16 protein-coding genes are annotated in these 18,807 nt (G+C 73.5%); 8 read left to right on the plus strand and 8 right to left on the minus strand.

Annotated elements, in window-relative coordinates; genetic code table 11:
* Positions 1-2: 2 nt before the first annotated feature.
* The 3 genes from ABEA81_RS07145 to ABEA81_RS07155 all read right to left on the minus strand — a co-directional run bounded on the left by ABEA81_RS07145 (position 3) and on the right by ABEA81_RS07155 (position 4,650).
* The gene (locus tag ABEA81_RS07145; RefSeq protein WP_345604024.1) at positions 3-2,381 is read right to left on the minus strand and encodes a lysylphosphatidylglycerol synthase domain-containing protein; all 2,379 of its coding nucleotides are present in this window, start codon (positions 2,379-2,381) and stop codon (positions 3-5) included.
* A 124-nt stretch (positions 2,382-2,505) separates the two neighbouring features.
* Positions 2,506-3,423 carry a DMT family transporter gene (locus ABEA81_RS07150; protein ID WP_345604025.1) on the minus strand — a complete coding sequence of 306 codons (918 nt, stop codon included), beginning with the start codon at positions 3,421-3,423 and terminating at the stop codon, positions 2,506-2,508.
* Positions 3,424-3,450: 27 nt separating this feature from the next.
* Positions 3,451-4,650: a PucR family transcriptional regulator gene (locus tag ABEA81_RS07155; RefSeq protein WP_345604026.1), complete on the minus strand. Its 1,200-nt coding sequence runs from the start codon at positions 4,648-4,650 to the stop codon at positions 3,451-3,453.
* A gap of 232 nt (positions 4,651-4,882) precedes the next feature.
* On the opposite strand from ABEA81_RS07155, the gene ABEA81_RS07160 reads away from it, so the two are divergent.
* Entirely contained in the window at positions 4,883-6,511 is a 1,629-nt protein-coding gene (locus ABEA81_RS07160) for an L-lactate permease (RefSeq protein ID WP_345604027.1), read from the plus strand.
* Here ABEA81_RS07160 and ABEA81_RS07165 read toward each other — a convergent pair.
* The gene (locus ABEA81_RS07165; protein ID WP_345604028.1) at positions 6,462-6,944 is read right to left on the minus strand and encodes a MarR family winged helix-turn-helix transcriptional regulator; all 483 of its coding nucleotides are present in this window, start codon (positions 6,942-6,944) and stop codon (positions 6,462-6,464) included. The two genes, ABEA81_RS07160 and ABEA81_RS07165, sit on opposite strands and share 50 nt — an antisense overlap.
* A gap of 94 nt (positions 6,945-7,038) precedes the next feature.
* On the opposite strand from ABEA81_RS07165, the gene ABEA81_RS07170 reads away from it, so the two are divergent.
* Both ABEA81_RS07170 and ABEA81_RS07175 read left to right on the plus strand, forming a co-directional pair.
* Positions 7,039-8,469 carry an MFS transporter gene (locus ABEA81_RS07170; protein ID WP_345604029.1) on the plus strand — a complete coding sequence of 477 codons (1,431 nt, stop codon included), beginning with the start codon at positions 7,039-7,041 and terminating at the stop codon, positions 8,467-8,469.
* Between the two features lie 47 nt (positions 8,470-8,516).
* Positions 8,517-9,332, plus strand: a complete 816-nt coding sequence (locus ABEA81_RS07175; protein ID WP_345604030.1) for an MOSC domain-containing protein — start codon at positions 8,517-8,519, stop codon at positions 9,330-9,332.
* Between the two features lie 4 nt (positions 9,333-9,336).
* Here the strand turns inward: ABEA81_RS07175 and ABEA81_RS07180 are convergent, their stop codons facing one another.
* On the minus strand, positions 9,337-10,209 hold the full coding sequence (locus ABEA81_RS07180) for a helix-turn-helix transcriptional regulator (RefSeq protein WP_345604031.1): 873 nt from the start codon (positions 10,207-10,209) through the stop codon (positions 9,337-9,339).
* A gap of 101 nt (positions 10,210-10,310) precedes the next feature.
* Here ABEA81_RS07180 and ABEA81_RS07185 point away from each other — a divergent pair, with 101 nt between their 5' ends.
* Positions 10,311-11,306, plus strand: a complete 996-nt coding sequence (locus ABEA81_RS07185) for an aldo/keto reductase (protein WP_345604032.1) — start codon at positions 10,311-10,313, stop codon at positions 11,304-11,306.
* 6 nt (positions 11,307-11,312) lie between these two features.
* Here the strand turns inward: ABEA81_RS07185 and ABEA81_RS07190 are convergent, their stop codons facing one another.
* The 3 genes from ABEA81_RS07190 to ABEA81_RS07200 form a co-directional block, all read right to left on the minus strand.
* Positions 11,313-12,023, minus strand: coding sequence for a cupin domain-containing protein (locus ABEA81_RS07190; protein WP_345604033.1), 711 nt, complete (start codon positions 12,021-12,023; stop codon positions 11,313-11,315).
* Complete coding sequence (locus tag ABEA81_RS07195) at positions 12,020-13,480, minus strand: amino acid permease (RefSeq protein WP_345604035.1); 1,461 nt, start codon at positions 13,478-13,480, stop codon at positions 12,020-12,022. The genes ABEA81_RS07190 and ABEA81_RS07195 overlap by 4 nt, the downstream gene beginning before the upstream one ends.
* 77 nt (positions 13,481-13,557) lie before the next feature.
* Positions 13,558-14,736 (minus strand): ROK family transcriptional regulator, encoded by a 1,179-nt coding sequence (locus tag ABEA81_RS07200; RefSeq protein WP_425570471.1) that lies wholly within the window; start codon positions 14,734-14,736, stop codon positions 13,558-13,560.
* Positions 14,737-14,858: 122 nt separating this feature from the next.
* On the opposite strand from ABEA81_RS07200, the gene ABEA81_RS07210 reads away from it, so the two are divergent.
* From ABEA81_RS07210 to ABEA81_RS07225, 4 genes are read left to right on the plus strand one after another with little or no spacing between them, the layout of a single operon-like run.
* Positions 14,859-15,935 carry a sugar ABC transporter substrate-binding protein gene (locus ABEA81_RS07210; RefSeq protein ID WP_345604036.1) on the plus strand — a complete coding sequence of 359 codons (1,077 nt, stop codon included), beginning with the start codon at positions 14,859-14,861 and terminating at the stop codon, positions 15,933-15,935.
* The gene (locus ABEA81_RS07215) at positions 15,932-16,687 is read left to right on the plus strand and encodes an ATP-binding cassette domain-containing protein (protein WP_345604037.1); all 756 of its coding nucleotides are present in this window, start codon (positions 15,932-15,934) and stop codon (positions 16,685-16,687) included. The genes ABEA81_RS07210 and ABEA81_RS07215 overlap by 4 nt, the downstream gene beginning before the upstream one ends.
* Positions 16,684-17,898, plus strand: coding sequence for a sugar ABC transporter permease (locus ABEA81_RS07220; RefSeq protein ID WP_345604038.1), 1,215 nt, complete (start codon positions 16,684-16,686; stop codon positions 17,896-17,898). The genes ABEA81_RS07215 and ABEA81_RS07220 overlap by 4 nt, the downstream gene beginning before the upstream one ends.
* Positions 17,895-18,806 (plus strand): ROK family protein, encoded by a 912-nt coding sequence (locus tag ABEA81_RS07225; RefSeq protein WP_345604039.1) that lies wholly within the window; start codon positions 17,895-17,897, stop codon positions 18,804-18,806. Before ABEA81_RS07220 ends, ABEA81_RS07225 begins: the two co-directional genes overlap by 4 nt.
* Position 18,807: the final 1 nt, after the last annotated feature.

Below are 18,807 nucleotides of genomic sequence, written 5' to 3' on the forward strand. Positions count from 1 at the left end.
GCTCAGACGACCTCGTGGTGCTGCAGGTACCGGAACACGGCCACGCCCGTGACCGCGGGGAGCCAGTAGGTCAGCAGCCTGCTGGCGAGCACCGCGGCCACGGCGACGGTCGGCGCGGTGCCCATGGCGGTGAGACCCGCCACCATCAGCGCCTCCGTGGGCCCCAGGCCGCCGGGGATGGGGGCGATGTGCCCGAGCGTCTGCCCGATCACGAACACGGTGATCGCCGTCAGGACCGGCACGCTCGCGCCGAACGCGACGAGGCTGGCGGCCAGCCCGAGCCCGGAGACCACGAGGTAGGCGGTGACACCCCCGAACAGCTCGACGGCCCGGCGCGGTTGGCGCAGCACGCCCAGCAGCTCACGGGCCACGCGCAGCCCGGGCCCGACGATCCTGCGGCGCCCGAACGGCGAGGCGAGCACGGCGACGGCCGCGGCGAGCACGCACACCCCGCCCACCAGCAACGACCGCCCGGGCAGGACGTGCGCGCCGGGGAGCACGCCGGCCCCGATCGCGAAGACCCCGATCACGCTCCAGATCGCGCCGACGACGCTCGTCGCGACCATGTTCAGCATCGTCACGCCGAGCGCGCTCGACCTGCGGATGCCGAGGCGTTCCATGAACGCGACGTTGATCCCGAAGAACCCGATGCCGCCGGGCGTCGTACGCCCCGTGAACGCGGCGGCGAACTGCACCGCGGTGGTCCGCCAGAACGGCAGCCGCGTCGGGCTCGACCCCAGGATGGACACGCTCGCCAGCACGATGGCGCCGAACCCGGTGACGGTGGCCGCGGCGAGCCACCCCCAGTGGGCGTTCCGCAGCGAGTCGGCCACCTCCCGCATGCTGGACAGCTGCGGCAGCAGCGTGTACACGGCCGCGCCGAGCAGGAGGAGCCCGACCACGGTGCCCGGCCGCAGCGGTGAGCGGAACGTGGGCAGGGGCCGACCGATCTGCTCCGCGAGGGTCTCGCGGAGGTCGATCAGCGGGTAGCGCCCCCGGCTCAGCTGTTTCCGGATCCGCCGCGGCAGCGCGAGCGGCTGCAGGTAGACCAGCGCGGCCTCGAGCCGGTCGGCGGGCAGCACCCGGCATGCGCTGCGCACCGCGCGCTCGACGCCGACCCGCGATGCGATCGAGACCAGCGCCTCGGCGATGTCCTCCGCGGCGCGCGCGGCCGTGGCGCCGACGATGCCGAAGGTGAAGTTGAGCAGCCACGGATTGCCGTCCGTGTCGACGAGGATGTTCTTCGCGCGCAGGTCGTGATGGGCGATGCGGGCGTCGCCGAGTGCGGCGACCTGGCGCCAGACGGCGTCCAGCAACCGGTCGTCGATCTCCTCGCGCGGCAGCTGCGTCAACCGGAGGCCCTCGATGCGGCGGCGGACCAGCAGCGGGGCGCCGTGCCGCGTCTCGCACGTGAGCACGATCGGTGGCGTGCGCAGCCCCGCGTTCTGCGCGAACAGCGTGACGAGCGCCTCGTGCTCGGCCTCGTGGTAGGGGGTGGACAGCCGCGGTTCGTCCTCGACCTCGACCGAGGCGAGCAGCCTGCGGAGGCGGTACCACGCACGGCCGCGCCGGTGCAGGCGCCCGATCACCTCGACGCGGAGCAGGTCGCCAGCGTCGGTGGTCACCTCGAACTCGCGCGGCGCCCCCAGCCGCTCGCGGATCGGGACGATCCTCGTCGGGGTCAGCCCGGCACGGAGGAGCGCGCGCCGCACCAACGATTCGGACGTCCGCCGGCCCGGGGCACCCCACAGCAGGTGGAACGCCGCACCGACGGCCCACCCGAGGAACGACCCGGCGAACGCGTCCAGCGGCAGGCTGTGGCCGAGGTAGACGTCCGCGCAGGCCGTCAGCGCCGCGACCGCCCACGCCGCACCGCGGTAGTCCGGCTTGCGCAGGTAGGGGGCGAGCAGCGCCACCATCGCGGCGACGACCGTGGCATGCAGCCCCGGGAACGCGAAACCCTCGGGGCCGGGCAGCCGGACGCCGGTGGCCGCGATCAGCTCCGCGGGGACGCCTCGCCCGCCGAGGAGCCGGTCCATCAGCGCGGCAGCCCCCAGGCCGGCCAGCCCGGCCCCCGCGCACTGCAGGCCGAGCCGGATCCGCTTGAGGTAGAGCACCGACGCGGAGACCACGGCGATGCCGCCCCAGCTCCCCGCCAGTGCGAGCGCCCGCCACACCGGCGTCGACGCCGCCGGGATCTGCTGGAACTGCTCGAAGATCGCCAGCTCGACGGGGTTGACCGCCCCGGCCCGCTGCGCCAACGAACAGAGGACGACGACGCTCACCGCGACGAGCAGCATCACCAGGTCTCGCGGGTGCCGGCCCACCGAACCGGACGGCCGCTCCCGCTCGACCGGCGGCCCGGTCGGTCGCTCGGTCACCGATGTGCTGCCCAATGCTCTCGCCCCTTGCCGGAGTTCCGCTCGGGCTCAAGGCTGCCCGATCGGGGCGTCCGCGAATCCGCCGGGTGCCGTAACCGTCGGGTGGTGATCGGGATCGCCTGCTTCAGCCCCAGGTGGGCGGCGGTGTGTACGCCTGCTGTTCGATCTCGTGCCGCAACCGCGTGCCGCGGTGGGCGAGAACGACGATCCCGGCGATGGCCACCGCCACGGCGACGGCCTCGCCCGCGAGCACCGGGGGCGTGGTGGCGACCTGCTCACCCAGCCAGCCGACCCCGACCGCGACGCCGACCACCGGGTCCACGACCGTGATCACGGCGAGCGCGGGCGCGACCAGCGCGCCTTGCTGGAACGTGTTCTGGCTCAGCAGGAACCCGATCGGCCCGACGACGCAGACGACGTAGAGCACCGGGTGGTGGAACGGCTCGGCGATTCCGCCGGTGCGGATCTGGGCGGTGACGACCTTGATCAGGCCGGCCGTGACCCCGTACAGGACGCCGGTGGCGGTCGCGAGCGCCAACACCCGGGGTGGGCCGTCGAACCGGCCCGCGACCACGAGGGCCACCAGCACGAGCAGGCCCAGTGCGAGTGCGAGCGGCAGCACGTCCGCTCCGGCCTCGATCGTGCCGGTGCCCCCGCCGGGCCGGGCGAGCAGCAGGAACGCGGCGAGCCCCGCGACGCACGCGAGGGCGCCCAGCACGATCATCCGGTCGACCCGCCGGTGCGCCAGCAGCGCCGAGAACACGGCCCCGAAGAGCACCCCCGTCACCAGGAGCGGCTGGACCAGCACGATCGGCCCGAAGGCGAGCGCGACCACCTGCAGCGCCAGCCCGGCGATGACGGTCCCGATGCTGAGCACCCACACCGGGCGACGGGCGAGCCGCACCAGCAGCCGCGGGTCGAGCGTGCGGCTCGGCGCGACCAGCTTCGTCGCGCGGTGCTGCAGGACGCTGGCCAGGCCGAAGCTCGCGGCGCCGAGGACGGCCGCCGGCACCGCGACGAACAGGATGCTGGACGCCTGCACCGCACTACCCACCTGGAAGACGCCGCCTCATCCGGGGTTCTCCTCGTCGTCCGGGGCGGGCGGTCCCCACGCGATGGCGAGCAGGAGCGCGCTGCGCGTGTGGGGGTCGTCGAGGGCGGGGCCGAACAGCTCCCTCAGCCTGCCCAGCCGGTAGCGGACGGTCTGGGGATGGATGTGCAGCTCGGCGGCGACCGCCCGCCGGTTGCCCAGGTGGGTCAGCCAGGAGGCGAGGGTCTCGGCCAGCCGGTCCCGCGTGGACGGGGGCAGCTCCGCGAGCGGCGCGAGGAAGCGCGCGCGCAGCTCGACGAGCAGCTGCTCGTCGTGGTGCACGAGGATCGCGTCGAGGTGTTCGTCGACGAACAGCGGGTCGTCGTTCAGGACGCCGGTGCGCCGCAGCCGGACGGCGAGCTCGGCGAGGCGCACGCTCGCGGGGAGCCGGTCGAGCGGGACGCAGGGACCGATCACGGCGTGGGCCCCGCGGACCACCTCGCGCAGCCGGTGGCGCCGTCCGGGCCCGTCGGGGTCCGGGACCACGGCGACGAGGCGTTGCGGGCGCCGCAGGCGCAGGCAGGTGTCACCCAGCCGGGGCAGGAGCCGGCGGCCGACCTCGTTGTCCGGGTCGACCAGGACGATCGCCGCGGTGCGCGGCAGGTCCCAGCCTGCGCGTTCGGCGGCGGCGCGGATGGCGGTGGAGTCGGACCGGTCGGACAGGAGCAGCTCGGTCAGCTCGTCCCGCAGCCGCTCCCGCGCGAACGCCGCCGTGGACTGCTCCTCGAGGTAGCCGTGGAGGGTGGCCGACGACAGCTGGTCCACCGCGGCGAACACCGCCGACGCGAGGGCGGCGAACATCTCGGCGGGCACCCCGGCGCGCAGCGCCTCGTCGGCGACGTGCCGCCAGGCCACGCTCGCACCCGCCCGGTACGCGGCGAGCAGGCCCGTGATGCTCTGGCCCTGCCGCCAGTGCATCCGCCCGATCTCCTCGAACAGCGCCCGCTCCAGCCGGAACACCGAGTCGTACTCGACCGCCGTCCCGTCCCGCGCGGCCATCTCCACGAGCCGCTCGACGAACCCCCGCGCGGCGATGACGATCTCGTCCAGCTCGTCGAACACGAACTGCGCGTAGTCGGGGTGGCGCTCGGCGAGCAGGTCGCGGACCTCGCCGAGGATGGCCGGCAGCCGCGCCGCGACACATCGTCCCAGCGCAATCGGCTGAACCCGATCGGACACCACACCCCCCAGTACCCGCCGACGTGCCGGCGCATCCATGGCCGAAGGTGACAGTTGCGTCAACGCAAACCTGTACGGGCGGGGCAAGTCGAAGCCCCGGGCGAACCCCCAAGCTGTCCGTCAGCCGTCGATGCTCCCGGGAAAGAGATTACGACTCCCTTCCGCGTCGCGGGGAGGCGTGACGCGAGGGACGATGGCACCTTCACCCGGCTCGGTGTGCAAGGAGTGCGTCATGGCACCGTTCCCGCAGACCCTCGACCCGGTCGGCTCGGTACTGGCGAGCACGCTGATCGCACTGGTGCCCGTGGCCGTCCTGCTGGTGCTGCTCGCCGGCTTCCGGCTCTCCGCGTGGCAGGCCGTGATCATCGGCTCCGTGGTGACCGTGCTGCTGGGCGTCCTGCTGTGGGGGGCGCCCGTCTCGGGCAGCCTCGCCGCCTACGGGCTCGGCGCCGCGACCGGCATCTGGTCCGTGGCCTGGATCGTGTTCTGGGGCGTGGTCATCTACAACACGATGGTGACGACCGGGGCGTTCGGTGCCTTCAAGGACTGGTTGGTCGAGCAGGCGACCGGCGACATCCGGGTCCAGACCATCCTCATGGCGTGGGCCTTCGGCGCCCTGATGGAGGGCCTGGTGGGGTTCGGCTACCCGTGGGCGGTCGTCGCACCGATCCTCATCGCGCTCGGGGTCGCGGACCTCGCCGCGATCCGCGTCGCGGCGATCGCGAACAACGCCCCCGTCTCCTACGGGGCGCTCGGCGCGCCGATCATCGGCCTCGCGGCGGTCACCGGGCTCCCGCTGATGGATCTCTCCGCGTCCATCGGCAAGATCGTCGCGATCCTCGCGCTGCTGCCGCCGTTCGTGCTCATCTACCTGGTCAGCGGGTGGCGCGGGCTGCGCACCGGGTGGCCGCTGGGTGTCGTCGGGGCGCTGAGCTACATCGCGGGGCAGTTCCCGACATCGCAGTACCTCGGCCCGTACCTGCCCGACATCATCGGTTCCCTCGTCTGCTTCGGCGCGCTGCTGCTGTTCCTGCGCGTCTGGCGGCCCGCGGTGACCTTGGGCTTCGGTGGCCGCGAGCTCGAACCCCCGGTGGGGCGACGCGACGGTCCCGGCGCGAACCGGGCCCCGGCGGGCGGCGCCCGGGCCGCCGTGCGCGGGCTCGTACCCTTCGGAATCCTGGTCGCCGTCGTGGTGGCCTGGACCGGACCGTGGTCCCCGCTTCCGGGCTACACCCCGTTCGCACCCGCGGTGCAGGCGATCAGCTCACTCGACCAGAAGGCGACGAGCACGAGCTTCAAGTGGGCACCGTTCGTGGCGGGCACCGCGATCCTGGTGTCCTGGCTGCTCATCTGCGCGTTCCTGCGACCGACCGGGCGCCACCTCAAGGAGACGTTCCGCGCGACCTTCCAGCAGATGTGGGGAGCGCTGCTCGTCGCGCCGTTCATCTTCGGGCTCGCCACCGTGTTCAACTACTCCGGGATGGCCAACTCGATGGCCAACGGCTTCTCCAAGCTCGGCTCGTTCTACATCGTCCTCGCCCCGATCCTCGGGTGGATCGCCGTCGCGCTCTCGGGCAGCAACACGTCCTCCAACGCGGTGTTCGGGGCGTTCCAGCTGTCGGTCGCCAAGCTGCTGAACGTGCCGTTGCTGCTCTTCCCGTCGCTGAACTCGGTGGGCGCGGAGGTCGGCAAACCCGTTGCGCCGCAGACGGCGAGCGTCGGGGTTGCGACGACGTCGATGGTCCGCAAGGAGGGCGACGTCATCCGCTACAACATGTCCTGGACGCTGGTGATCCTCGGCTACCTCATCCTCATCGGCCTGCTGTTCTACTACGTGTTCCCGGGGGCGATGCAGGTCTAGCGCCTCTGGTGGCCACGTTGGCGGCCACGGCCCGCAGGACGCCGGGCAGTTCGGCCACCGTCCGGGTGGGCAGGCCGGCCACGGTCTGCTCCGCGAGGGCGCACCACAGCTGCTCGACCCGCACGACGAGCGCCTGACCGCTCTCGGTGAGCTCGACGACGCTGGCGCGCCGGTCGGAGGGCGCGGGGGTGCGGCGGATGTGCCCGGAGGCCTCGAGCTTGCGGGTCATGAGCGTGACGCTGGGCGGTTCGACCCCGAGCGCGTCGCTGAGCTGGGCCTGGATCATCGGGCCGGTCCGGGCGAGCTCGAGCAGGAGCACCTCCTGTCCGGGGTGCAGGCCGAGCGGGGCCAGCAGCGCCGCGGCCCTGGCCCGGTGGCGCAGGCTCAGCAGGCGGATGGCCTGGTTGATGGCGTCGGCGTCCGCGAAGTCCACGGGGCCTCCTTGACAGGATTAGTTAGCCGCATAACTATTATGCGCATAACTAACTCTAACCCGAGGAGTCGGACATGGCCGAGGTGGGGAACTCGTGACCGGCACCGCGGCCCGGCGTGCCACGTCGCACGCGGGCCCCGCCTGGCTGGTCCTCTCGCTGGTCTGCGCCTGCCAGTTCATGGTGATCCTGGACGCCTCCATCGTGAACGTCGCCCTGCCCTCGATCCGCGGAGATCTCGGGTTCACGGCCACCGGCCTGGCCTGGGTGGTGAACGGCTACCTGCTCACGTTCGCCGGCTTCATGCTGCTCGCCGGCCGCGCCGTCGACCTGCTCAGCCCGCGCCGCCTGCTGGTCGCCGGGCTGTTGCTGTTCTCCGCCTCGAGCCTGATCGGCGGGCTGAGCACCACCGCGCAGGTCCTGGTGGCAGCGCGCGTCGCGCAGGGCGTGGGGGCCGCCATGCTGGCGCCCGCGACGCTCGCCGTGATCAACACCAGCGGCGCCGACGGGCAGGCGCGGGCCCGGGCGTTCGGCGCGTGGTCCGCCTCGGGCGGTGTGGGTGGGATGGCAGGCGCGGTCGCGGGCGGCGCGATCACGACGGGCCTGTCGTGGCGCTGGGTCTTCCTGATCAACGTACCGATCGGCGCCGCGCTGGTCGTGATGGCGACGGCGGCCCTGGCCGGAACGCGCACCGGCCGCCGGGAGCCGCTCGACCTCACCGGCGCGGTCACCGGGACGGCCGGCCTGGGCGCGCTGGTCTACGGGGTGATGCAGAGCGCGGACAACGGCTGGGCGTCCGCCGCGGTGACCGGGCCGGTCGGCGTCGGCCTGCTCCTGCTCGCCGTGTTCACCGTGGTGGAGGGGCGGGTCGCCGCCCGGCCGATGATGCCCCTGCGGCTGTTCGGGGTGCGGAGCGTGGCCGTCGGCACCGTCACGCTGCTGCTGTTCGGGGCGGTCGCCATCGCGATGTGGTTCTTCACGTCGCTGTTCCTGCAGAACGTCCTCGGCTACGACGCGCTGCACGCCGGGCTCGGGCAGACCCCCGCCGCGGTGACGTTCATGGTGGTCGCCCGGCTGGCCGCCACGCTGCTGCCGCGGGCCGGGACGCGTGCGCTGGTGCTGGCGGGCTGCGCCTGCCTGGTCGCCGGTTTCGGCTGGCTCGCCCAGGCCCACGCCGGCAGCGGGTACGTCACCGCCGTGCTCGGGCCCACGCTGCTCGTCGCGGTCGGGATCGGGCTGACCTTCCCCACCCTCATGGCCGCGGCCACCGCCGACGCTCCCGGGGGCGACGCGGGGATCGTCGGCGGCCTGGCGACCACCGCCGGTCAGGTCGGCGGGTCGGTGGGCCTGGCCGTCCTGGCGACGGCCGCGGGTGCCCGGGCCGGGATGGAGGCCGACGCGGGTTCGCCCGCCGCCCTCGCCGCAGGCTACGACCTGGTCTTCCTCACGGCGGCCGGCCTCGGCATCGCCATCGCGGTGGTGGGCGTGCTGCTGTTGGGTGCGCGAGCCGGAACGCGCCGTCCTTAGGCTGGGACTCGCACTCCTCGCCGAGCACCATGGAGGTACGAGCCGAGATGCGGATCACGACGTTACGGCGCTACCCGGTGAAGTCCATGCTCGGGGAGCAGGTCGCCGAGGCGCGGGTCGACGCGAGCGGCCTCGCCTTCGACCGCGTTCTCGCGGTGGTCGACCGGACCACGGACATCGTCGCGACGGCCAAGCACCCCCGCCTGTGGCGGGACCTGCTGAAGTACTCGGCGCGGATCGACGACGGCGGCGTCCGGATCACCACGCCCTCCGGACGCGCGCTCGACGCCGCGGACCCGGACACCGATCGGGTGCTCTCGGAGGCGCTGGGCCGGCCCGTGCGGGTCTGCTCCGAACGGCCGGACGGGGCGACGGTGGAGCGCCCGGCCCCCGAGGACGTGCTGGAGCACGGGGTCGACGCCGTGGTGGAGGCGGCGACCCTGGAGATCGGACAGGGCACGCCCGGCACGACGTTCGTGGACTACGCACCGGTGCACCTGATCACGAGCGCCACCCTGGACGAGGTCGGCGTGGAGAACGTGCGCTACCGACCCAACGTGGTGCTCGAGACACCGCCCGGCACGGCTCCGTTCGTGGAGAACGACTGGATCGGCCGTGAACTGGAGGTCAGGGGCGCGGATGGCGCGCGGACGACCCTGCGCGTCTCGTTGCCCACCCCGCGCTGCTCGGTGCCGACGCTCGAGCACGGGACCCTCCCCCGCGCCACGCACGCCGTTCGAACGCTGATGCGGTCCAACCGGGTCGACGTCCCCGGCTTCGGCGTCCTGCCCTGCGCGGGGTGCTACGCCGAGGTCGGGACGGGAGGCGTCCTGCGCGTCGGGGACGAGGTGGCGCTGCGCTGACGCCTCACTGCACGGGCGCGTCCGTGGAGTCGGGCGGGGCCCCAGCCGGGAACTCCTCGACACCGAGCACCCGCAGCAGCTCCAACCGCTCGCGGGCCTCGGCGTCGGCCGGGGTGAGCACCACCAGCAGCTGGCGCTGATCGGGGGTGACCAGGGTCTCGCAGTCCATCAGCAGGCGGCCCACCCGCGGGTGCACGAAGGTCTTGCGGTCGGCGCGCCGGACCGCCACCTCGTGCTCGGCCCAGAGCAGGCGGAAGTCGGCGCTCGCGGCCCGCAACCGGTCGACGAGCCCGGTGACCTCCGCGTCGCCGGAGCGGCGGCCGGCGGCCGCGCGGAGGTCGGCCACGAGCTGGCGGGCGTTGTGCTCGTGCTCCTCGGCGGGGCGAACGGCGCGGCTCGCGGGGTCGGTGAACCAGCGGTAGACGGCGTAGCGCCGGTCGCCGGAGAAACCGGTCTGGTCGCCCGCCAGCAGGAGGGCCACCCGGTTCTGGGCGAGGACCTCCCCCAGGTCGGACAGCACCACGGCCGGGGTGTCGCCGAGCAGGTCGAGCATGCGCAGCAGGCCGGCGCGGGCCAGGCGGGCCACCCCGTCGGCCGGCGGGGGCCGGTGGCCTGAGAGGTGGAACAGGTGGTCGCGCTCGTCGTCGGAGAGGCGCAGGGCACGGGCCAGCGCGGCGAGCAACTGGGTGGAGGGCTGGCTGCTGCGACCCTGTTCGAGCCGCACGACGTAGTCGACCGACATGCCGGCGAGCATCGCCACCTCCTCCCGGCGCAGGCCGGTGGTGCGCCGCCGGGGACCGCCTGCGATGCCGACCTCGGCCGGGCGGATCGCCTCGCGGCGACGGCGCAGGAAGTCGGCGAGCTGGTCGCGCTGCATGACCCCATGCTCCCCGCGGCGGGCGGGTCGATCCAGGGAGCGGCCCTCCCAGGATGAACGCTCCACTCCCGCACCCCGGACTTCCGGCACAGGGTGGGCCCATGCAGACACGAACCCTGGGAAGCACCGGACCGGCCGTCTCCGCACTGGGCCTGGGCGCGATGGGCATGTCGAGTGGATACGGCCCGGCCGACCGCGCGGAGAGCATCGCCACCGTGCACGCGGCGCTGGAGGCCGGCGTCACGCTGATCGACACCGGCGACTTCTACGGCATGGGCCACAACGAGCTGCTGCTCGCCGAGGCGCTGCGCGGGCGCGATCGGGACGGCTACCAGCTGAGCGTGAAGTTCGGCCAGCTGCGCGGGCCGGGCCCGGAGTTCGGCCCGCAGGACAACCGCCCCGAGGCGGTGAAGAACTTCCTCGCCTACTCGCTGACCCGCCTGGGCACCGACCACATCGACGTCTACCGGCCCGCCCGGCTGGACCCGGCCGTGCCGATCGAGGAGACGGTGGGCGCGATCAAGGAGATGATCGACGCCGGGTACGTGCGGCACATCGGCCTCTCCGAGGTCGACGCCGGGACGATCCGGCGGGCGCACGCCGTGCACCCGATCGCCGAGCTGCAGATCGAGTACTCGCTCCTGTCCCGCGCGGTCGAGGACGAGGTCCTGCCGACGCTGCGGGAGCTCGGCATCGGCCTCACCGCGTACGGCGTCCTCGGGCGGGGTCTCCTCTCCGGGCGGTGGACGGCGGGCCACACCGCTGGCCCTGGCGACCTGCGCGGCATCAGCCCGCGGTTCTCGAGCGGGAACGTGGAGCACAACCTCGCCCTCGTGGAGGCACTGCGCCGGGTCGCGGAGGCGAAGGGCTGCACCGTCGCCCAGCTCGCGATCGCGTGGGTGGCCGCCCAGGGTGCGGACATCGTGCCGCTGGTCGGCGCCCGCACCCGGGAGCGGCTGGCCGAGGCGCTGCCCGCGGCGGAGCTGGACCTCACCGCGGACGACCTCGCCGAGATCGAGGAGGCGGTGCCCGCCGGCGCGGCCCGCGGCGACCGCTACCCGTCCGCGTTCATGGCCGGACTCGGCGTGGGGAACTGAGGCCGGTCACTCCACCGGCGTGTTCTGGGCGGGGCTCCCGGCCGGGGTGAAGACGCCGAGCTCGACGAGGAGCTCCTCCTCCGAGTTCTGCACGAGGTGCACGCAGCCGCGGGGGAGGTAGTAGCAGTCTCCCGGCCCCACGGCGGCCTCCTTCCCCTCGATCTCGACGGTGCCGGACCCCCGCACGATGCACAGCATCTCGTCGTAGGGGTGGTAGTGCCGCGGGGTGCGCACCTGCGGCACGTACCCCACGAACTGGGTCATCCCGGAGCAGCCGCGGCCCGGGTCGAACAGGATCCGGAACTGGCGGTCGCTGACGGCCGCCTCGCGGTCCTGGTCGGCCACGCAGACGGTGCGGACCGCCTCGCCGCACTCCCGGCCGGAGTCGGTGCCCCCGGCCACCACGACGACCACGAGCGGCGCCCCGCCCGCCCGCACCGCGTACGCGGCGGGGCCGCCGACGAGGGCACCGGTGTCCGGGACGAGCTCGTCGGCCGCGTTGCCGACGACGAGCGTGCCGCCGCCGGAGAGGACGTACAGCAGCTCGTCGCGGCCGCCCTCGACCCGGCGCCGGGCCGCGTGACCGGGTTCGACCACGACGACGACCAGCTCGAGACCGGAGCCGTCGACGTCGGCGTGCACCCGGTGCGTCGCGACACCTCCGGTCCGCTCCGGCTCGACGTCGCGGAAGTGCACGACGTGCCCCGCGGCCCTCACCTCTCACCCAGCTGCGGCTCGTCGCTGCGGCGCGCCTCGAGCTCGGCCGCCAACACGTCGTCGCCATCGTCGACGACACCGCCCCGCGTCCACCGGATGCCCAGGTAGACCAGTACGAGCACGGCGAAGAACGGCACCCCCGCCTGCCACGCCGTGTCCAGCCCTTCGATCCGCGTGGTCGAGAGCAGCACCCCGGCCAGGAACACGACGACCAGTGCCGGCGTCACCGGGGCTCCCCACAGCCGCACCGGGGAGGCCGGCAGTTCCAGCCTCCTGCGGCGGACCCGGAAGGCCGTGTGCGTGACGAGTATCAGGATCCACACCACCAGTGCCGCGAAGATCGAGATGCCGAACAGGGCGAGGTAGGCGCCCGAGTCCTGGTTCCAGGACAGCACGGTCGCCACGAGCATCCCGACCGCCGAGAGCGCGAGCGCCGCCCGGGGCACCCCGGCGGACGACAGGCGCCCGGCCCACGCCGGGGCGAGCCGGTGCTGCGCGAGCGAGTGCAGCATGCGCGTCGTCAGGTAGAGGTTGGTGTTCGCGCTGGACAGGGCGGCCGTCAGCACGACGAAGTTCATGATCGCGGCGGCCGCCGGGATCCCGGCGCTCGCGAAGACCGTGACGAACGGGCTGGCGGTGAGGTCCCCGCCCTCGGCGGTGACCGTCCAGGGCACGACGGTCACCATCACCAGCACGGCGAGGATGTAGAACAGCGCGAGCCGCAGCACCATCGCCCGGGCCGCGCGCGGAACGTCGCGGGTCGGGTTCGCCGACTCCGCGGCGGTGACGGACACGACCTCGGTGCCGATGTAGGAGAACAGCACGAACACCATCGCCAGGGCGAGCCCGGGAAGGCCGTTGGGCAGGAACCCGCCCTCGGCGTACAGGTTCTCCACGCCCGTGGCCGGCCGCCCGGGGAGCCCGACGACGATCAGCACCACGCCGAGCAGGATGAAGATGCAGATCGCCGACACCTTGATCATCGCGAGCCAGTACTCGGTCTCGCCGAACGCCTTCACGGCGAACGAGTTGACGGCCAGCACGACCAGCGAGAACACCAGCACCGGCAGCCACAGCGGCAGGTCGGGCCACCAGAACTGGACGTAGATGCCGGCGGCGATCATCTCGCCGCCGATCGCGATGGCCTGCATGGCCCAGTACGTCCAGCGCAGGACGAACCCGGTGCCCGCGCCGAGGTAGGCGTGGGCGATCGACCCGAACGCGCCGGCCGTCGGGTGGACCACGACCATCTCGGCCAGCGCCCAGGCGATGACGAGGGCGACGAGCCCGCACAGCGTGTACGCGACGACCACGCCCGGCCCGGCCTGGGAGACGGCGAACGTGGAGCCCAGGAAGAGCCCCGTGCCGATCGCACCGCCGATCCCGATCATGGTGAGCTGGCGGGTGCCGAGCTCGCGGCGCAGGCCTCCGGACTCGGGCGGCGGAGACACGTCCACGGGCTCTCCTCACGATCTGTTCGCCTCGGCGAGGCGTGCACAACCTATGACGGTCGTCATGGCAGGGCAATAGAGGATCAGGCGCCCTGGGAGCGGCGCTCGAACAGCTGGTCGCGCGCCACGTCGAGGGCCCGCGCCACCGCACCGTGCAGCACGCCCCCGTCGCCGAGCTCGCTCGCCACGATCGTCGGCCGCAGCGGGCCGAGCTCGGCGATCCGGCGCGCGATCGGGTCGGCGAGCACGTCGAGGTTGCGCCCGACACCCCCGCCGAGCACGACGAGGTCGGGGTCGAGGATCGCGGTCACCGCGGTGATCAGCGCGCCGATCCGGCGACCCTCGGCCGCCACGATCGCCTGCGCGCGCTCGTCGCCGCCCGCCGCGGCCGCGAAGACCTCCTGCGCCGACCCGAACGGCAGCCCGGCGTCGCGGGCGGCCTGCACGAGGCCCGACGCCGCCGTCGCCGCCTCGGTCATGCCCCGCTGGCGGGCATCGAGCCTGGGCACCTCCAGGTCGCCGCTCGGCAGGAACGACACCTCCCCCGCCGCGCCCCTGCCGCCGACGTACAGCGAGCCGTTGATCACGATGCCCATGCCGACGCCGGTGCCCACCGAGACGAGCACGAAGTTCCGCACGCCCCGCCCCGCGCCGGACGTCAGCTCGCCCACGGCCGCCAGGTTGATGTCGTTCTCGATCGCCGACTCCACCTGCAACGCGGTGCGCAGCTGCTCGACCAGCCCCGCCTTGCCCCAGCCGGGCAGGTTGGGGGCCATGTCGAGCCGGCCGGTGGCCGGGTTGAGCACGCCGGGACTGCCGATCACCGCGTAGCGCACGCTCTGCCACTCGACGCCGGCCTCGCCCGCCACCTCGACTGCGAGCCTGCGCACCCGGCGCACCAGCTCCGCGCCGGAGCGCGCCGTGTTGCGCACGTCGCGCCGCCCCACGAACTCGCCGCGCAGGTCGGCGATGGCGAGCCGGATCCACTTCCGGCCGATGTCGACGCCCGCGACGAGGCCGGCCCGCGCGTTCATGTCGTAGATCGCGGTGCTCGGCCCCGGCTTGCCCCCGCGCGACCCGACGAGGTGCACCAGCCCGGCCGACTCCAGCCCGGCCAGCGCGGCCGAGACGGTGGGCTTGGAGAGCCCGCTCGCCGCCGCGAGGTCGCCCCGCGAGGCGGGGCCGTGCTCGCGGAGGTGGTCCAGCAGCAGGCGCTCGTTCATGGCGCGCAGCAGCTGGGGGTTGCCCACCTGCGCCTTCATCGGCCACCTCGATGCCGTCTGGACGCGGACCGCATTAGTAAACTACCTTTCTTACCAACGCTCAACAGGGCGACCCACCGCTCCCATCAAGAGGGTGACACTCCATGCGCGGACGACTCGTCATGGCGGTAGGTGCAGCGCTGCTCCTCGCGGCGGGCTGCGGGTCCGGGGGCGGTGGGGACAGCGCCCCCGCGGGCGGCGACCGGCCCGGCGAGGAGGCCGCCACGGTCGCGCTGTTCCTCCCCGAGTCGAAGACCACCCGCTACGAGCAGTTCGACAAGCCGGTCTTCGAGGCGGAGCTGAAGCAGCTGTGCCCGGACTGCGGGTTCCTCTACTTCAACGCCGACCAGGACGCCGCCAAGCAGCAGAGCCAGGTGGAGTCGGCGCTCACCCAGGGCGCCGACGTGCTGGTCCTCGACGCGGTCGACGCCGACGCAGTCGCGCCGCTGGTGAACCAGGCCAAGCAGAAGAAGATCCCGGTGATCGCCTACGACCGGCGGATCTCCGGCATCGGCTACGAGTACTTCGTGTCCTTCGACAACGTCAAGGTCGGCGAGGTGCAGGGCCAGGCGCTGCTCGACGAGCTGAACAGGCGGGGTACCGCCACCACCGGCCAGATCGTCATGATCAACGGCTCCCCCACCGACCCCAGCTCGGCCGACTACAAGAAGGGCGCGCACAACGCCCTCGACGGCAAGGTCACGATCGGCCGCGAGTTCGACACCCCCGACTGGAGCCCCGACAAGGCCCAGGAACAGATGGAGCAGGCGATCACGTCGCTCGGCCGCGACTCGATCGTCGGTGTCTACTCGGCCAACGACGGCATGGCCACCGGCGCGGTCGCCGCGCTCAAGCGCGCCGGCTACGCCACCCTTCCCGCACTGACCGGACAGGACGCCGAGCTCGCCGCCGTGCAGCGGATCCTCACCGGCGAGCAGACCATGACGATCTACCTGAACATCAAGGAGCAGGCCGGGAACGCGGCCCAGGCCGCCGTGGCGCTGGCGAAGGGCGAAGCACCCCGGACGAACGCCACCGTGAACAACGGCACGGCCGACATCCCGAGCACGCTGCTCGACCCGATCGCCGTCACCAAGGACACCATCAAGGACACGATCGTCGCGGACGGCTTCTACGCGGCCTCCGACATCTGCACGCCCGACATCGCCGCGGCGTGCACGGAGGCGGGGCTGCCGTGAGCACGAGCGGGACCCCGGTGCTCTCGGTCCGGGGCGCCACCAAGCGCTACGGCGCCGTGCAGGCGCTGGCAGGCGCCGACCTCGACGTCCACGCGGGCGAGGTGGTCGCGCTGGTCGGCGACAACGGCGCCGGCAAGTCCACGCTGGTGAAGGTGGTCTCGGGGGCGATCACCGCCGACGGCGGGACGATCGCGTTCGACGGCGAGCAGGTCCGGATCGGCCGCCCGCAGGACGCTCAGGCGCTCGGGATCACCACCGTGTTCCAGGACCTCGCGCTCTGCGAGAACCTCGACGTGGTCGCGAACCTGCACCTCGGCTCCGAGGTGCGCCGCTACAGCGTGCTCGGCGAGATCCGGATGGAGCGCGCAGCCCGCGACCTGCTCCGCTCGCTCGACGTGAAGATCGAGGACGTCCGGACCGCGGTGGCGTCGCTGTCCGGCGGGCAACGCCAGTCGGTCGCGATAGCGCGCGCCCTGCTCGGCGAGCCGAAGATGGTCATCCTCGACGAGCCGACGGCCGCACTCGGCGTCGAGCAGACCGCGCAGGTGCTCGGCCTGATCAAGCGGCTGCGCCAGCGCGGCCTCGCCGTGCTGCTGATCTCGCACAACCTCGCCGACGTCCGCGAGGTGAGCGACCGGGTCGTCGTGCTGCGCCTCGGACGCAACGCCGGCACGTTCGAGACGGCGTCGACCACGCAGGAGGAGATCGTGGCCGCCATCACCGGCGCCGGCCCCTACGGGATCGCATCGTGACCGAGGTGGCCGTGAAGGTGTCCGCTCCCCACCCGCCCGGCCGCGGCGTGCTCGACGCGGCCCGCGACCGCCTGCGCCGCGGCGACCTCGGGTCGATCCCCGTCGCGGTCGGGCTGGTGCTCATCGCGATCGTGTTCTCCTCGCTCAACCAGCACTTCCTGTCCGCGGAGAACCTCACCAACCTCGCCCTGCAGATGGCCGCCACCGGCACGATCTCGCTCGGGATCGTGCTCGTGCTGCTCCTCGGCGAGATCGACCTCTCGGTCGGCTCGGTCAGCGGCCTGTCCGCCGTGGTCATGACGCTGCTGTACACGCAGCAGGGCTGGAACCCGGTGCTCGCGCTGCTCGGCGCGCTGGTCACCGGCGCCGTGATCGGCCTGCTGCACGGGCTGATGCGCACGAAGCTGTCGATGCCGTCGTTCGTGGTCACGCTGGCCGGGCTGATCGGCTGGCTCGGCCTGATGCTGTTCCTGCTCGGCGGGGCCGGCACGATCAACCTGCCCTTCGACCGGGGCATCGCATTGCTGTCCGACACCTGGCTCCCGCCGTGGCTCGGCTGGGCGCTGGTCGTCGTCATGGTCGGGACGCACCTCGCGTCGTCGCTGGTCACCCGGCGCATGCGCGTCGCGGCGGAGCTCGCGGTGCCGGGCACGGCGTGGGTGCTCGCGCGCCCGGCCGGGCTCGCCGTGCTCCTGGCGGCCGGGGTGGTCGTGCTGAACGCCGACCGCGGTGTCCCGCTCACGCTGGTGATCTTCGGCGGGCTGGTGGTGCTGCTCGACCTCGCGCTGCGCCGCACGGTCTGGGGCAGGCGGATGTACGCGGTCGGCGGCAACGCCGAGGCGTCGCGGCGAGCCGGCATCAACGTCACCCGGGTGCGGATCCTGGCCTTCGTCGGGGCATCGACGCTGGCCGCGGTCGGCGGGGTGCTGGCCGCGTCCCGGCTCGCCGCGGTCAACCAGACCTCCGGCGGCAGCGACATCCTGCTCAACGCGATCGCCGCCGCCGTGATCGGCGGCACCAGCCTGTTCGGCGGCCGCGGCCGGGCCTACGCCGCGCTGCTCGGCATCCTGGTGATCCAGTCGATCACCAACGGGATGCTGCTGCTCAACGTCGACTCCTCGGTGCGGTTCATGGTCACGGGCGCGGTCCTCGCGATCGCGGTGGCGATCGACTCGCTGGCGCGCCGCGGCGGCGCGGACGGGGCGGCGTGAGCTCATCATCCGACGCGGTGGGAGACGGCTACGTCCTCGCCGTCGACTTCGGGGGCACGAAGGCCGGCCTGGCCGCCTTCGACGCGACGGGCACCGTGCTGGCGAGCGAGCGGCTCCCGATCCACGCGGAACGGGGCGCCGAGCAGGCCGTCGCCCGCACGATCGAGGCGGCGCGCTCGCTGGTCGGCGACGTCGGCGGTCGCGCGTTGCTCGGGTCCGGCGTCGCCAGCCCCGGGATCGTGCTGCGCGACCGGGTGCTCCTCGCGCCGAACGTGCCGGGCTGGTCGCGGCTGCGCCTGCAGGACACGTTCGAGGAGGCGCTCGGGGTGCCGGTGATGTGCGCCACCGACGTGAAGGCCGCCGCGCTGGCCGAGGCGCGGTGGGGACGCCTGCACGGCATCCACACCGGGCTGCACCTGAACCTGGGCACCGGCATCGCGCTCGGCGTCGTCGTCGACGGCGCCGTGCTCACCGGCGCGCACGGGGCCGCGGGCGAGATCGGCTACAACCTGCCCGTCGCGGGCGGGCGCGCCGGCGGGCACGCCCCGCTGGAGGAGCGCGTCGGCGGCGGCGCGATCGGCGCCCGCGGCCGCGCTTTCGGCGGCGGCGGCGATGCGGCGTCGGTGTTCGCGCTGGCCCGGAGCGTTCCCGGGGCGCGCGCCTTCCTGGCCGAGACGCTCGACGAGCTCGCCGTGCACGTGGCCAACGCCGCGATCCTCGTCGACCCCGCTCGGATCACGGTCGGCGGCGGGATGGTCGAGTCGGCCGACGTCGTGCTGCCCGCGCTGGAGTCCGTGCTCGACCGCGCCGTGCCGTTCCCCCCGGAGGTGCTGCCCGCCCGCTTCGCGCAGAACGGGCCGCTGGTGGGGGCCGCGGCGCTGGCCTGGGACGCCGTCCCGGCGTCCTGAT

The sequence above is a fragment of the Pseudonocardia adelaidensis genome, from assembly GCF_039543345.1.
Lineage (GTDB): Bacteria > Actinomycetota > Actinomycetes > Mycobacteriales > Pseudonocardiaceae > Pseudonocardia > Pseudonocardia adelaidensis.